Raw genomic sequence first — 15,613 nt, 5'->3', positions numbered from 1 at the left:
TTTATGCTTAGATATTTTTAAATTTCAAACTAAGGTACACTTTGCCTTACTCGTAATACAGAATACTGTTTGGCTTTTCTATGGCAATTCCTCAGCACACTATTGATCAAATCTTAGATCGTACCGATATCGTCGATCTAATCGGTCAACGTGTGAAATTGAAAAAGACAGGTCGCACCTACTCAGGTTGCTGTCCTTTTCATCAGGAAAAATCGCCCTCTTTTCACGTTTATCGTGACAAACAGTATTATCACTGCTTTGGTTGCCAAGCGAACGGAAATGCGATTCGCTTCTTGATGGACATTGATAATCGTAATTTTATCGATGTCATGAAAGAGCTTTCGAGTCATGCAGGTGTAGAACTTCCTAAAGATAATTTTGATAATAAAAAAATTTCTTATAAGCGTGAAGCAGTTAAACCGCAACCTAAAGCGGAAACTAAGTCTGTTGAACAAAAGCCAAAAGACGTTGAACAAACTAAAGAGCAGATAAATAACCAATCTTTTGAAATTGACCCATTTGAAGCATTTAGCCAATATCCTGATCCAGAGGACTTTGATCCTACGCAATTTAATCAAGCCTTTGAGCAAATTCCTCAAGATGGCAACCTGTATGATCTACTTGAAAACATTGCCCAATTTTATGAAAAGCAACTACCAAGCAGTAAAGTTGCGCAGAACTATTTTAAACATCGTGGCTTAAGTGCTGACACCATCCAATATTGGCGTTTAGGTTATGCACCTGAAGATTGGCAACATTTAGAAAAGGCTTTTCCTCAAGATATTGAAGGTTTAAAACTTCTTGGGTTAATTCGTACCAGTGATAGTGGTCGTGACTTTGACTTACTGCGTGATCGAGTCATTTTCCCAATTCGAGACAGCAAAGGTCGTGTGGTTGGTTTTGGTGGTCGTGCGCTAAATGATGAAATTAAGCCCAAATACATCAACTCGCCTGACTCCGAAGTGTTTCATAAAAACCAACTGCTGTATGGTTTATATGAGGGTCGTAAAGACCGTGCGCAAAATTGGCTCATGGTTGAAGGTTATATGGATGTCATTGCGCTACAGCAAAATGGCATTTCAGGTGCGACTGCAACTCTCGGTACAGCCAGTAATGCTGACCATCTCAATATTCTATTTAAGCAAAATAGCCAAATTACCATCGCATTTGATGGTGATGCCGCAGGTCAAAAAGCTGCAAGACGTACTTTAGAAATTGCTCTCCCCTTACTCAATGATGGTCGTGAGCTGAAATTCTTTGTCTTACCCAAAGAACACGATCCTGACTCATTGATTCGTAAAGAAGGTTTAGAAACTTTCCATCGAATTTGGCAACAATCGCCTTTACTGTCAGATTTTGTCTTTGCCTTACTCAGTCAAAACTATGATGTGACTACACCTGAAGGAAAAAGTCAGGTCATGGCTGAACTCAATCAACTGACTGAACTGTTACCGAAACAAGGTTCTTATCGTTATTTGCTTCGTCAATTCTTTAAAGAAAAACTCGGCTTTAACCGTAAATGGCAACCTCAAGTCAGTGTAGATGCCTCGCTGTCTTTTAATATTCGTACCAAAGATGAAGACTTTGCTGTTGCGATTTTGATGCAACATCCATTTCTCTATATTCACTTTGAAGTTTTGCGCGCAATCATTCCCAATGATGAATTATTGGCACAGATTTTAGCGGTATTTGATGCTGTTTTTGACGAATTACCTGATGATCAAGACTTAGCAACTTATTATATTTTAGGCGCTTGTGGTGCATATCATTTGGAACTTGCTGAAATCATGCAACGTACAAATATTCAAGCTTTAACAGAAGCACCAGAACTGGCGGATAAATTGGCTTCAGAATACTCTCTCTCACTTCAAGAAAAGTATTTAAAACAAAAACTCAAAGCCCCAACGTCTTTGAGTGAATCACGTAATCTGCGAAAACAATTGAACGAATTGACCAAGAAAATTAGTTTAAAATTAGTACATAGCTAGATACAAAGGATGTAAATTTAAAATGCCCCAACCGCTTATTTCAATTGATTTAGACGATGTTTTTCTTGAAGGCTGTGATTTTAAAATTGATATTTCACAACAGCAAGAACATTTAAAAATCACACTGGATGGTGGTTATCAAGGTTCAGAAAATATTGTCTATTTTGAGCTGAATTTTAAACATGTCGCATGTTTTTATTATGAAAATAATGAGATGTGGGCAGAAGCACTTGAGCAAAAATATGATTTATTAACTGTCATCGAAAATGGCTATCGTGGAATTTTTAGATGCGATCAGAGTGATCTCGATAAAATGAAAGATTATGACCCACTCAACCGCCTTGATCTCACTCGTTTTTTAATCATCGGGCAACATTGCTTCTGTGAGTTTATTGCACAGAAGCAATTTGCAATTCACGAAACGTATTCAAGAGATGAGTGATACTCTTTATTTTGCCTTTGGCTTTCTTTCTTGCTCAAAAATATCCTGAATATTTTCTTTCATCCATTCAAAATGTGATGGATCTTCATGTTGAGCTGCTTCACGCAATAAAATCGAAGTCGGATGAAGTAACTTTTGCGTTAAACGATGTGCAAAATCCGCCATCACATGCTGAGTATCTTCCCCTGACTGAATCCGCTCCATCGCGCTTGCTAATTCAATCTGACTTTGATCTTCACCATGCTCACGAAACAGTTGAATAGTACTCCCTGCTTCTTTGACTTTCTGTTGCGTGATCATCTGCGTAACCAGCTGATTGACCATCACTTCTGCCTCAACAGCGGCTTGGCGACGTTGCGCAAGGTTCTCGTCAATCACAGTCTGTAAGTCATCTACACCGTATAGATACACCCCATCCAAACTTTCAACTTTTGGATCTATATCACGAGGAACAGCTAAATCGACCATGAGCATTTGCTTATAACGACGTTTTTTCAGCGCCGCTTTCACATCTGCAAATGCAATCACTTGATGCAGGCTCCCCGTACAGCTTGAAATAACATCGGCACGATATAAATTTTCAGCCAATTCATCAAAAGGAATAATTTCAACTTCAACACGATGCGCTATTTCTTGTGCTAGTTTTTCAGCGCGCTCACGACTACGGTTACAAATCAAAATTTTAGCTACGCCCATTTCAGCTAAGTGTTTTGCCACTAGGCTATTCATTTCCCCTGCAGCGACCACCATAATCGTCAATTTTTCGGGCTTACTAAAGACTTGCAATGCTAACTGAGCTACAGCATAACCCATTGAAACAGCATGACTTCCTACAGCAGTTTCAGAACGTACACGTTTTGCTGCATAGAAAGCATATTCAAAAATTTGATTGAGGTTTTGCGACACAATTTCAGCATCTTTGGCTAAAGATAATGCAGTTTTGACTTGACCGAGAATTTGAGGTTCACCGAGCATCAAAGAGTCTAAACCACTTGCAACGCGCATCAAATGAGAAACCGCATCAGTATTTTCATAACGATATACATGATTTGACAATTGCTTTACATCAATACCATTGGTTTGGGCGAGCCAACTCAATACCATATCGGCATTTTCAGCCATGGCATAGACTTCGGTACGGTTACATGTTGAAACCACGACCATATCATTTAAATTTGATTGGTGACTTTGCGTAACAAGTAGATCTTTTAATCGTTCTGGATTAAAAGCGATTTGTTCACGTAGCTCAACAGAAGCAGTTTGATGGTTGACACCCAATGCAAAGAAAGACATATCAGATCATCATTTCGCTAAATTTATGTTATTGTGCAATAACGGTGTCATAAAAAGCATACTTGGATTCGAAAAAATTGCGTCAAACAAACAGCCGTTTCAACGGCATGACAATTAAGCAATATTCTACCACATTCTTACTGGTTGGTAGCATGGCTTCTAGTGCTCATATTAGAGCATCTGGAGAATTTTATCATGCAAAATATAATACTGATGCATTAAAGCAAAGCATTATTGCCGAATTTTCGTTGGCTTATCACGATACAGCAACAGCACTACACAACTATACTGTACTTGCGATTCGCAGTAACTCGACGACAATCAAACAACGTGCTTTAAACATTGCCATTGAGCAAAATGATTTACAAGCGGCTTTAGACATTGCAACGCATTGGGTTGTACAAGAACCTGATGACGTTCCTGCAAAATTTTATTTAGCACATATTGCCTTGAAATCTCATGAGTATGAGCTTGCTGCACAAACATTGGATAGTATTTTAAATATTGATTCCAATGCGGATTTAGAAAGAATCCTAGAAGGGATTGCACCTGACTCCGAAACCGATCGAATTGACTTACTCAATACGCTCAATGCCAGTAAAGAAAAGAATAATCCCTCGGTACTCATTTTGATTGCAGGCTTAGAAGCCCAAAATGACAATATTGAACAAGCTTTAGTAACCGTCAACAAAGCACTCAAAAAGCGTCCGAAAGTCACTGGTTTTATTTTGATGAAAGCCAATCTACTGGAAGCTTTAGGTGACCAAGAAGCAACTGCGGACTGGTATGATCGTAGTAGCCGAAAGAATAAATTTAACTATGATATTCGACTTGCTGAAGTTAAATATCTGATTAAGATTCATCAATCTGAGCAAGCACTTGAAAAGTTAGAAAAGATGATAAAAACTTGGCCAGATGCAGAAGAAGCTTTATTTATTGCGGGTTTAACTGCGATTGATTTAAAAAAACTGGATCAAGCTGAACAATATTTAGTCGAACTTCGTTACTCATCACGCTACCAAAATGAAGCCTATTATTATTTAGCAGTCAATGCTGAACGTAAGCAAAATGATGAAACAGCCAAAGCTTATTATCGTTTGGTCGATGGAAACTTATATACAGTTTCTAGGCGTAACCTAATTTCAATTTATGATCGCCAAAACAAAATGAATGATGCTTTGCGTTTTCTCACTCAAGAACGTGTGAATTATCCGCAACATGCGAGTTTTTTATACCAAGCTCAGGCTGAAATTTTAAAGCGCATGGGCAATAAAAAAGCAGCATTGCGTCTACTCAAAGAAGCGGTTAAAAATCTTCCCGATGATCCAGAACTACTTTACTCAGAAGTATTATTACTTGATCCTTTTGAAGATCGTGATCAACTCGATAAAGCATTGAAACAGCTATTAAATATTGAGCCAAACAATCCTGCTTACCTCAATGCCTACGCCTATACATTGGCGTTACAAAACAGACGTTTAGGTGAGGCACGAAGCTATGCAGAACATGCTTTAGAGTACGCACCAGACCAAGCTTCGATCTTAGATACGCTTGGTTATATTACCTTCTTACAAAATGACTTTGATGCAGCATCAAATATTCTGAGTAAAGCTTACAGCTTGAGTCACAGCGTTAATATTGGCGTGCGCTATGCAAAAGCACTGTATATGCAAGGTGCATTGCCAGAATTTAATGAAGTGTTACAACAACTCAAACAAAATCATCCAAATGATCCGCAATTAAATCAATTAGATTCATTAATATTACCGCCACAGATTAAAAAGAGTTAATTACGGGTATGCGTCATATTCAAAAGCTTATTTTCACCCTGACAGCGACAGCAACACTGAGTTTCGCAGGCTGCCAACAAGTTGTTAAACCTACTCAAACGACAACGACTGTTGAAGTACCAACAGAAGCAACCTCAACAGAAAGCACACCATCACTTCAAAAGCCAAGTAATCAATTTGATTTACAAGGTAAAATTGGAGTGAAAACCCCCAAACAATCGGGCAGCGCATTCTATACATGGTCTCAAGACCAAGAGAATTTCAATATTCAACTGAACGGTATCCTCGGAATTGGAAAAACCATCATCGAAGGGAAATCTGGTGAGGTCACGCTAAATAGCACCAAAACAGGTTTAATTAGCGCTGAAAATCCGGAAGAATTGCTTAAAAAAGCCACTGGTTGGGTTGCACCTATTACTCATATTATCAATTGGGTACAGGCATTTCCTGCAACTGAAAATGCTCAAATTCAACGTGATACTTCTCAACGGATTGCACAATTGGTTGAAGACGGTTGGGTGGTAGATTTCAGCTATAACGATAAGGCAACACTCCCCAATAAATTGATTTTGAAACAAACACTGGAAAATGATCAAGAAAATCGTATTACAATGGTGATTCAAAATCGTTAAGTATTGAATTCAATTTAGACAATGAAAGCTATGATTCGTGTACCCTCGCCTGCAAAACTTAATCTGTTTTTGCACATTACTGGTCGTCGTGACAATGGTTATCACGAGTTGCAAAGCATTTTCCAACTGATCGATTTGTATGATTGGTTGGAGTTTACGCAAACAGAAGATCATCAGTTTTCAATTGATGGATTGAATAGTGTCGATATTGAACAAAACTTAATCTATAAAGCCACACAAATTTTAAAACCTTTTGCCAAAGCAATAACGGGCTTAAAAATTAGAATCGAAAAAACCATTCCAATGGGTGCAGGTTTAGGCGGTGGCTCATCCAATGCTGCGACCACGCTGATCGTGGTCAATCAACTTTGGCAGTGTGGTTTAACAATTGATCAATTGGCAGAACTCGGTGTTCAATTAGGTGCAGATGTACCAATCTTTGTGCATGGACGAAATGCTTGGGCGGAAGGCATTGGCGAACACTTAACATTCATAGACTTAGATCAAAAACAATACATTGTGTTAAAACCTGACTGTTTTATCAGCACTCAGCTACTATTTTCACAAAAAACATTGACAAGAGATACGAAGCCTACTAAATTTTGCGCCTATCAGCTAAAGCCATCTGATTTTGGAAATAACTTTGAGCCTTTGGCAAGAAGTCTATATCCTGAAGTCGATGAAGCCATGCAGTATTTAGATCAGTTCGGTACAGCAAAGCTTACAGGTACAGGTGCTTGTGTTTTTGTTGAAATCACTGAACAAATGAATGTAGATGAAATTTTAAAACATTCACCGTGTAAAGCTTACATTGTGAACAGTTTAAATGAATCACCTTTAGTTCATTTTAAAGTGTAATGATAGGGGCGTCGCCAAGTGGTAAGGCACCGGGTTTTGATCTCGGCATCCGTTGGTTCGAATCCAGCCGCCCCTGCCATCATTTTCATCTGTAAGATGTTTGTTCATCTAAGTAATAGGAGCGTCGCCAAGTGGTAAGGCACCGGGTTTTGATCTCGGCATCCGTTGGTTCGAATCCAGCCGCCCCTGCCATTACTTATACATCGAACAACACATCGTTTTAGGGGCGTCGCCAAGTGGTAAGGCACCGGGTTTTGATCTCGGCATCCGTTGGTTCGAATCCAGCCGCCCCTGCCATCTATTTTCAAAAAAGACAGAACATGGTAATTTACATTTTCAGTCAATTTACCTTGACATAAACATGTAAAAATACTAAAATTCTGCCGCATTAGGGGCGTCGCCAAGTGGTAAGGCACCGGGTTTTGATCTCGGCATCCGTTGGTTCGAATCCAGCCGCCCCTGCCATCTATTTTTAAATCTGCCAACCGCCAAGGGTGCTTCATGCCCAATCTTGTCGTTTTTAGTGGAACTGCGCATCCACAATTCGCCCAAAAAGTCGTTAGCCATTTGCATATCCCTCTGGGTGCTGCCGCTGTAGGTAAATTTTCTGACGGTGAAATCACTGTTGAAATTACTGAAAACGTACGTGGTAAAGACGTATTTATCGTACAACCTACTTGTGCCCCTACCAATGATAACCTCATGGAAATCTTAGTAATGGCTGACGCTTTGCGTCGTGCAAGTGCTGGTCGTATTACTGCTGTGATTCCTTACTTCGGTTATGCACGTCAAGACCGTCGTCCTCGTTCAACTCGTGTTCCAATTACTGCTAAAGTTGTTGCAGATATGCTAACAACTGTAGGGATTGACCGTGTTGTGATGATCGACTTGCACGCTGACCAAATCCAAGGTTTCTTCGATATCCCTGTAGACAACATCTACGGTACTCCTGCATTACTTGCTGACTTACGTCAACAATCACATGACAACTTAATGGTGGTTTCACCTGACGTTGGTGGTGTAGTTCGTGCACGTGCTGTTGCTAAACAAATGGGTGATATTGACCTTGCAATCATTGATAAACGTCGTCAAAAAGCGAATGAATCACAAGTGATGCATTTGATTGGTGATGTGAAAGATCGTGATTGTGTCATCGTCGATGATATGGTTGATACAGCTGGTACATTGTGTAAAGCTGCTGATGCATTGAAAAAATTCGGTGCGCGTAAAGTAGTCGCTTATGCAACACACCCTGTACTTTCAGGTAAAGCACTAGAGAATTTAAGCAACTCTGTGATTGATGAATTGGTTGTTACTGACACCATTCCACTTTCAGATGAAGCATTAAAACTTGGTAAGATTCGCCAAGTTTCAGTAGCAAGTATGGTTGCTGAAACAATTCGTCGTATTAACAACGAAGAATCTATTAGCGCAATGTTCGATTCTTATCTATAATATAGCGCTGAATTTCAAAGCCCTGCCTTTTGGTGGGGCTTTCTATCACTAGACTGGTCGAAGGTCTAGTCAATTAAACTTAAATTAGGAATGTCTATCATGGCAAACTTCGTATTAAATGCAGTAGCACGTGAAGAAGCAGTTCAAGGGAAAGGTTCGAGCCGCCGCCTTCGTCTTCAAAACAAAGTACCAGCGATCATCTACGGTGGCGAAGCTGCTCCTGTTGCTGTAACTTTAGAACTTCGTGAGCTTGTTAAAGCTTTAGAAAGCAATGCTTTCTTTGAAGAAGTTGTTGAAATCAACATCGAAGGCAAAGTTGAAAGCGTTAAAATCCAAGCTTTACAACGTCACCCTTCTAAAAACACACCTATGCACGCTGACTTCAAACGCGCATAAGTGTTCAATGGTGTAAATGAGTGTGAGTAAACTTTCACTGATTGTAGGTTTGGGTAATCCAGGTTCTGAATATGCCCAAACCCGCCATAATGCAGGCTTCTGGTTCGTTGAACGCCTTGCAGAACAATATGGCATCCATTTAAAAACTGATTCTAAATACAAAGGAATTAGTGGTCGTGGTAATATCGAAGGTCAAGACGTTCGTCTTTTATTACCGACAACCTTTATGAACCTTTCTGGTCAAAGTGTTGTTCCTTTCGCAAAATTCTATCAAATTAAGCCTGAAGAAATTCTGATTGCTCATGATGAACTGGATATGGATCCTGGCGTCATTCGTTTAAAAACAGGCGGTGGTCATGGTGGTCACAACGGTCTACGCGACATTGTTCCACATATCGGCGCTAATTTTCATCGTTTACGCATTGGTATTGGTCATCCTGGTTCTAAAGAAAAAGTTTCTGGACATGTTTTGGGCAAAGCGCCAAGCAGTGAACAGACTTTGATGGATGATGCAATTCATCATGCTTTAGGGCGAACTAAATTATTGGTTAATGGTGAGATTCAACAAGCGATGAATCAAATCAATGCTTATAAACCATAATTTCCAATAATAATTTATATTCCTTGTTAAACAATTTTTCTTGCCATGATTCATTTTTAAGAGCAAAATGCGCTTTCAAATGTATCCCGCCTATTGAAAATTGTTGATTCATCACAAGATAACAATCGTAAGGGCTATTTCTGGAGACGCAAATCATGCTATCTCGTTTATTAAAAGCAAAAATCCACCGTTGTGTGGTTACACAAGCAGAACTCCATTATGAAGGTTCTTGTGCAATCGACGGTATCCTTTTAGATTTAGCAGGTATCCGCGAATACGAAGAAATTCACATGTGGAATGTGACCAATGGCAAGCGTTTCACAACTTATGCGATTCGTGGTGAAGAAGGTTCAGGTATCATTTCTGTCAATGGTGGCGCTGCACTTCAAGCGGATGTTGGTGATCTCATGATTATTGCAACATTTGGTGACTTTACCAATGCTGAAGCAGATGCACATAAACCGCGTCTTGTGTATGCAAATCCAGACAATACTGTGAATCACACTGCAAACTGTATTCCTGTTCAAGTGGCTTAATAATACAGTACGCAAAGATTCTAAAAAAACCCGCTTCATGCGGGTTTTTTATTTAAATTCGCTCTAAAACTGATATCTCTCATGTTTACTTCATTTGAATTTCACGATCAATATTCTGTTTTTTCCAAATAATTTCTGGTTCAACCTCTTGATTTTGATTAGTGAACTTACATTTTAACTGTTTTCCCCGCACAATTTCTTGACACTCATAATTCAGCACATAAGTTTCATTTCGATCAGTAAAATTTGCCATTGTAAAAGTTAATTTACTGTCATTTCGTTTTACTTGTCCAACAGCAAAATCAGGGTAATTCACGGCATTAATCAACAATTTATCTCTAAATTTTGAAATATAAAAAATATCTTTTGTATCCTCATCATACTCATGATCAAGTACTGTTTCCTCCCATAAACCATTAAGATCGGAGTCTGTCGCAGCAAGAACAGGATGAGCACTTGCCCCCACCCCAACTAAAAGCAATGTAAAAATAAAATATTTAATATTTTTTCTCATGTAGGCTCATTTTTATAAAAGAATAACTGTGCAATACTGCTTTGAATTACGGGGTTAAAAAATTTATATCATTTTTTAAATAATAGGGGCTCATTTAAAAAATTAAAACTCAACGCCACCATTTTTTGCGATCTTCACAGGCTAGATCTTTTAAATCTTCACCCCGCAATGAAGCAAGTAAAGGATTGCCCTTTTCATCAACTTTAAATTCTGCATATTGCGCAGCTTGATAGCACTCAGCCAATCCCTCGGCGAATAAAAAGCTATTCGATGCAGGATACAAAGCATTTAAACGATTATCCGGATTTTTTAGCACGATACGATGACTAAACTTGGGATACATGTCCAATAAACGTGGATCAAAGCCAGTTTTCACCACACGTCGCTGATCATCCAATACTACATAAGCCATCAACTTAGGCTTATTTTGAATCACTGTAACGCTCGTGGGAATATCAATCTGACTATTTTGCACAGGAAGCCCAGCAAAACTTAAATCGTAATTGAGTACCATATAATCCCCTTGAATCAGAGAACGTGGATCTACAGGTGCAAGTCGAATAAAAATACTGTCACTGTGTCTTAAATGTTGCTCATTTTTCAGGATCAATCCAATAAAAAATACCACACTCAACACAGCGAGTACGATAGGGATATTTTTTTTCATTGTGCTATCCCCACTTTATTTTTAAAACGCATTAAACACAGACTCAGCAACAGTAAGCTTGTACCCGAAATAAAAATACTTAGGCTTTTAACGAGGAATGTAAGGTCTAATGAATAATATAAACACCACAAAATGATGATGAATGCCAATAAAGCAAAAGCATAAGTCACTTTATCCTTTTTCATCAAAGCCCATGAAAGTACGGCTAACACGATAAATATTTCAAAATAACCATAATAAATCAGTACAGCACCGAAAACTGCCAGAACGCCTTGCGCTAAAAGATTAAATTGATTGTGAATATGTAGAAATATAAAGCAGACACACCATACAATCGGCAGACCATACGTGAATACAGGAATGGGATGAATATCACCTAATTCACTTTTCCCTAAAAAAGCATAAAAACCGACAACGAAAATGGTCATTGCCAAATTCGAAAGCATTAAACTTCTTTGATATTGTTGCGGTTGAATCTTTTGGATCCACAACAGTGCCATATAAAAAACATACGTCAGCAGCGTCAGATAAGCAAAATTTTCAACATTTCCCACCCAGAAATGTACTGCGTTGTCTTGCCAGATCATCGCAGCACCTAAAGCATAGAGTGCCAATAACTGAACAAAAACAAAGAACCAGTGAGTTCTGACCCAATATGCCAAAACTAAAGCAATAATTTGAATCAATAACAGTGGATAGACTTCTTCTATTAAATCATAAGTATGAAACAGGATCGCGACCTGCCCTGCAACAAATAGACAGTAAGCCAGTTGTCTTAAAAAGAGATTTTGCTTTATTTTCAATATATAGGCAGCAAAAGCAACAAAAACAATACCCATAATTAAGGAGAAATTACCCCAAAATGTCAGCATCAATGAAGACAGTACAAGCCCAGAAATCCACGCACCAACAGCCAAAGGAATATTATTGAATCGGCTGTTCGGAATAAACTTAATCAGTAAAAATGTGATCAATGCAAACCAAGCAAAAATAATCACAGCAATGATCAACAAGCCCATAATTTCAGATTGTCTAAACAACGCATCGAGCCATTTCACAATGATTAAGGTGAATGTAATCCCCAAAGAAACAGCGGATAACACACTGCACAATTGATCATTTTTCTTATAAAAATAAACGAATGCGATACTGAGTAAGCTCAATGAGCAAATAAAGTAGACCCAGCCTTTATCCATATATAAGAACGTCAGCATGCTCCACACGGAAAGTACGGCAAAATACGTGATAAATAAATATTTTAATTTTGGATAATATCGAATACAGAATAAAAACTGTAATAAGGCATAGAAGTGAATACACAACAAAAAGACTGTAGGATATTCATCTCCCCAAAAGGTTTGTTTAAAAAACAAAAATAAAGCAATCTGACTCACAATACACAGCATCAAAAAGATGCCAATATTGGCGCGATACAACCAAGGCAGCAGTAAGACCGACCAAATCAAGAACAATAAATAACTGTCTGCACCTGTTTGATAAATTTGTCCAATCACCGCCAAACTTAGCCCGATCATCAAGCCACAAATCGCATGTAAGCACTGGATTAATGAATTATTTTTGACTAGAAAAACACTTGATAGCGCGCTCAATAGTAATAAAAGTTGCGGAGTCGCCAACTGCATGGACTGCGGTAACATAAACCAATTTGCAGCAACCAGATATAAAATGCTAATTGCAATTAAACTAAAACCAAAGATTTGTAAATGCTGAACAAATTTTTGATCCTGCCATGAGAATACTTCTTGTTGAATCCTGATCAATACAAATACCTCACCTTTATTCTTGATTATTCAACATTTTTATACACTGCGCTTTAGCATAGATTGTTCTATCTATAGTACTGATCATTCTAAATAAAAATGCATTATTTTTAAAAAATGTGTCTATAATGATCCTACATCGCTTCAGGGCGGGGTGCAATTCCCCACCGGTGGTAATTTGAAATGATCATTCAACCTTGGTCTTTCAATAGCCCACGAGCCTATCACTGCTACAGTGATTCGCAGATTTGGTGAGATTCCAAAGCCGACGGTATAGTCCGGATGAAAGAAGACGACGTCACAGTAAAAATTCCAATGCTATGTATTGGAACATGTTTTGTAACGCCACTATTTCACATGTCCTGAAATGTTCAACCGTATTTAATTTTTACGAGAGCGTTTCAATGTCTAGTTTAATTCAACCAGAAATTTTCTTTTCCGCACTTTCCCCTGCTGAACAACGTATTCAACAAGCTTTAGAAGATATGCGCCAAGGCAAACCTGTCTTGGTCATGGACGATTTTGATCGTGAAAATGAAGCAGATTTGATCGTTGCAGCAGAAACCCTCAATGTCGAAACCATGGCACGTATGATCCGTGACGGTTCTGGGATTGTGTGTTTAACACTGACTGACGAGCTTGCTGATCACCTTGAATTACCTCCGATGGTTCAAGATAACTCAAGTCAATTTAAAACCGCATTTACCATCACCATTGAAGCAGCTGAAGGTGTAACCACTGGTGTTTCAGCCAAAGACCGTACTACAACGATTCATGCTGCAATCAAAGATGGCGCTGTTGCTAGTGATCTAAATCGTCCAGGACATGTGTTCCCTTTACTTGGTCGTCGTGGCGGTGTGCTCACTCGCCGTGGTCATACTGAAGGTTCGATTGATCTTGCACGTTTAGCAGGTTTAAAACCCGCTGGTGTGTTGTGTGAAGTAACAAATCCAGATGGTACAATGGCTTCAGGTATTCAAGTCCTTTCTTATGCACAAACTCATAATTTGACTCTAATTACCATTGAAGAACTGGTTCAGTACCGTTTAAAACATAATGTTTAAAATCATAATTTTAAAATCAATGTTTTGAATCGTTACAACTTAGTTTACATCTCGGAAGTCCCTTCTCCCTTTGGGAGAAGGTTAGGATGAGGGAAATTTTTAATCCAATACAACCTTCAATACTTACTCTTAAAAAGAGCCAAACCATAACTCGGCCATTTTTGCGTAGATTTAAAATTATTTACAAGCTGAAGCAATTTAGAGATACGAATGAAAAAGGTATTTGAGAGCATGGGTTTTAAGTATAATGATACTAAATATTTTAAAAAAATGGATGAAACTCAAATTGAAATTAATAATTGCTTTTTTAGGATTTTTATTTATTACCAACTGTTTTGCAAGTTCAACTCAGTCATTTGAAGATGAATACTATAGACTGCAAACTAAATTTATTGAAGCTCAAACCAATAGTCATGATATTTATAAGTATCCTGATGGAAGTACAGTTACTAAGGTTGAAGATAAAATTAAAATTCAAGCTTCAAGAGATTGTTTAACATGGATAGCTGAAAGAAATTTTGATTTACATATTGTTAAGAATTTTAAAGCGTATGAAGCGAGTAAAGGGAAACCCTTTTTCATTGATGCTAGTAAAGATGAGTGGCTAGACAATTTAAAACATTTAAATGAAAAAATAGATAATCCTGAAAATAAATGTAATTAATCTCAAATTTAGGAATACAGCCAAAAGACAGTTTTTTATTGCCTACACAAAGTTAGCTTTATAAATTCACTAAGCGGCTAAACATCCTTACCAAAATTCACGATTGAACATAAAATTTGGCTACGCAATTTTATTCTTCAATATACACTTTCAATCACACAAAAACCGATCTTGGGTGAAATGATTTACACCCTTATTGAAGGATTAATCAGCCGATTCTTGGTTGAGAGATTTAACCCAGACATTGCATCCCAACAACGTGCATTTATTATTCGAAGCCTTGAGTGAGATGAATAGGAATAATCCCCTATTCAACATCTTCCAAATGTAAAATACTTTGGCGAATACCATCGGCACGTAACCAAGCAAAATCATAGCTCGCTTTGGCAAGCGCTAATACACGACGTTCAAACTCATCCCACAAGGGTTTAACTTGCTTCGACTGAATGCCTAAACCACTTTCATCTGCTAAATTTTTATTCTTTTCACAAATTTTTAAAGCATGATACAACTTACGTCCTTTCGAGGCTGTATCTAAAACACGAACACGTTTACCTTGAATAAAACCTTCGATATGTTTTAAATCTGCAAATGGTAATAATGGCACTAAGATTTGATCAAGTTGTGCATCCAAACGCTTCCAAACAGCTAGTCGCTGCTCCGCATTATAGGTATTCCATTGAATCACTTCATGGTTAAAACGACGACAACCACGACATACAGCATCACCAAATACCGTTGAACAACGACCAGCGCATGGTGTTAACGTAGGTATTCGACGTTCGTTGCTCAAAATAAACTCCTTAAATAAACAAATTTTACCATTTTCTATGGCATCGTGATGTGTGTATCACACTATATATTGTATGTATGATATTTAAAAGCACTATATTTAGTATAAAAATCCATAATTTTCACATGGAATAAAAAAA

The 15,613-nt window shown here is 38.1% G+C and carries 16 protein-coding genes, 4 tRNA genes and 1 riboswitch; of the genes, 15 read left to right on the top strand and 5 right to left on the bottom strand.

What is annotated here, in order from left to right:
• Window positions 1-80 precede the first annotated feature (80 nt).
• Both EXE10_RS07630 and EXE10_RS07625 read left to right on the top strand, forming a co-directional pair.
• Window positions 81-1,988, top strand: a complete 1,908-nt coding sequence (locus tag EXE10_RS07630; protein WP_130112950.1) for a DNA primase — start codon at window positions 81-83, stop codon at window positions 1,986-1,988.
• Between the two features lie 22 nt (window positions 1,989-2,010).
• Window positions 2,011-2,430, top strand: coding sequence for a hypothetical protein (locus EXE10_RS07625; RefSeq protein ID WP_130112949.1), 420 nt, complete (start codon window positions 2,011-2,013; stop codon window positions 2,428-2,430).
• 6 nt (window positions 2,431-2,436) lie between these two features.
• Here EXE10_RS07625 and hemA read toward each other — a convergent pair whose 3' ends face one another.
• Entirely contained in the window at window positions 2,437-3,723 is a 1,287-nt protein-coding gene (hemA, locus tag EXE10_RS07620) for a glutamyl-tRNA reductase (protein ID WP_087553231.1), read from the bottom strand.
• 77 nt (window positions 3,724-3,800) lie between these two features.
• Here hemA and EXE10_RS07615 point away from each other — a divergent pair, with 77 nt between their 5' ends.
• From EXE10_RS07615 to panD, 11 genes are all read left to right on the top strand, one after another.
• A complete protein-coding gene (locus tag EXE10_RS07615; RefSeq protein WP_213073846.1) occupies window positions 3,801-5,513 on the top strand; it encodes a tetratricopeptide repeat protein in 1,713 nt (570 codons plus the stop codon).
• Between the two features lie 8 nt (window positions 5,514-5,521).
• Window positions 5,522-6,145, top strand: a complete 624-nt coding sequence (gene lolB / locus EXE10_RS07610; RefSeq protein WP_130112948.1) for a lipoprotein insertase outer membrane protein LolB — start codon at window positions 5,522-5,524, stop codon at window positions 6,143-6,145.
• 30 nt (window positions 6,146-6,175) lie between these two features.
• Window positions 6,176-7,003 (top strand): 4-(cytidine 5'-diphospho)-2-C-methyl-D-erythritol kinase, encoded by an 828-nt coding sequence (gene ispE, locus EXE10_RS07605; protein ID WP_130112947.1) that lies wholly within the window; start codon window positions 6,176-6,178, stop codon window positions 7,001-7,003.
• Between the two features lie 4 nt (window positions 7,004-7,007).
• Window positions 7,008-7,082 (top strand) — tRNA-Gln (locus tag EXE10_RS07600).
• Window positions 7,083-7,120: 38 nt separating this feature from the next.
• Window positions 7,121-7,195: transfer RNA gene (locus tag EXE10_RS07595), tRNA-Gln, on the top strand.
• A gap of 30 nt (window positions 7,196-7,225) precedes the next feature.
• Window positions 7,226-7,300 (top strand) — tRNA-Gln (locus EXE10_RS07590).
• 93 nt (window positions 7,301-7,393) lie between these two features.
• A tRNA-Gln gene (locus EXE10_RS07585) sits at window positions 7,394-7,468 on the top strand.
• Window positions 7,469-7,504: 36 nt separating this feature from the next.
• On the top strand, window positions 7,505-8,458 hold the full coding sequence (locus tag EXE10_RS07580; RefSeq protein ID WP_068973417.1) for a ribose-phosphate pyrophosphokinase: 954 nt from the start codon (window positions 7,505-7,507) through the stop codon (window positions 8,456-8,458).
• A gap of 99 nt (window positions 8,459-8,557) precedes the next feature.
• Window positions 8,558-8,854 carry a 50S ribosomal protein L25 gene (gene rplY / locus EXE10_RS07575; RefSeq protein ID WP_068973418.1) on the top strand — a complete coding sequence of 99 codons (297 nt, stop codon included), beginning with the start codon at window positions 8,558-8,560 and terminating at the stop codon, window positions 8,852-8,854.
• A 22-nt stretch (window positions 8,855-8,876) separates the two neighbouring features.
• Complete coding sequence (gene pth, locus EXE10_RS07570; RefSeq protein ID WP_068973419.1) at window positions 8,877-9,455, top strand: aminoacyl-tRNA hydrolase; 579 nt, start codon at window positions 8,877-8,879, stop codon at window positions 9,453-9,455.
• A 155-nt stretch (window positions 9,456-9,610) separates the two neighbouring features.
• Window positions 9,611-9,991 (top strand): aspartate 1-decarboxylase, encoded by a 381-nt coding sequence (gene panD / locus EXE10_RS07565; protein ID WP_004722504.1) that lies wholly within the window; start codon window positions 9,611-9,613, stop codon window positions 9,989-9,991.
• Window positions 9,992-10,076: 85 nt separating this feature from the next.
• Here the strand turns inward: panD and EXE10_RS07560 are convergent, their stop codons facing one another.
• The 3 genes from EXE10_RS07560 to EXE10_RS07550 form a co-directional block, all read right to left on the bottom strand.
• Entirely contained in the window at window positions 10,077-10,505 is a 429-nt protein-coding gene (locus tag EXE10_RS07560) for a hypothetical protein (protein WP_130112946.1), read from the bottom strand.
• A 109-nt stretch (window positions 10,506-10,614) separates the two neighbouring features.
• Window positions 10,615-11,172 (bottom strand): GDYXXLXY domain-containing protein, encoded by a 558-nt coding sequence (locus EXE10_RS07555; protein WP_130112945.1) that lies wholly within the window; start codon window positions 11,170-11,172, stop codon window positions 10,615-10,617.
• Complete coding sequence (locus EXE10_RS07550) at window positions 11,169-12,953, bottom strand: DUF2157 domain-containing protein (protein WP_130112944.1); 1,785 nt, start codon at window positions 12,951-12,953, stop codon at window positions 11,169-11,171. Before EXE10_RS07550 ends, EXE10_RS07555 begins: the two co-directional genes overlap by 4 nt.
• Window positions 12,954-13,090: 137 nt before the next feature.
• Window positions 13,091-13,251: riboswitch (FMN riboswitch) on the top strand.
• Between the two features lie 106 nt (window positions 13,252-13,357).
• Between EXE10_RS07550 and ribB the strand changes: the two genes are divergently transcribed.
• Both ribB and EXE10_RS07540 read left to right on the top strand, forming a co-directional pair.
• Window positions 13,358-14,017: a 3,4-dihydroxy-2-butanone-4-phosphate synthase gene (gene ribB, locus EXE10_RS07545; protein ID WP_130112943.1), complete on the top strand. Its 660-nt coding sequence runs from the start codon at window positions 13,358-13,360 to the stop codon at window positions 14,015-14,017.
• Window positions 14,018-14,264: 247 nt separating this feature from the next.
• Entirely contained in the window at window positions 14,265-14,681 is a 417-nt protein-coding gene (locus tag EXE10_RS07540) for a hypothetical protein (RefSeq protein WP_228256799.1), read from the top strand.
• A 307-nt stretch (window positions 14,682-14,988) separates the two neighbouring features.
• Here the strand turns inward: EXE10_RS07540 and EXE10_RS07535 are convergent, their stop codons facing one another.
• Entirely contained in the window at window positions 14,989-15,474 is a 486-nt protein-coding gene (locus EXE10_RS07535) for a DUF1289 domain-containing protein (protein WP_130112942.1), read from the bottom strand.
• Window positions 15,475-15,613: the final 139 nt, after the last annotated feature.

Source organism: Acinetobacter sp. WCHAc060033 (genome assembly GCF_004209125.1).
GTDB lineage: Bacteria > Pseudomonadota > Gammaproteobacteria > Pseudomonadales > Moraxellaceae > Acinetobacter > Acinetobacter wuhouensis.
This window is presented reverse-complemented; position numbering and strand designations above follow the sequence as displayed.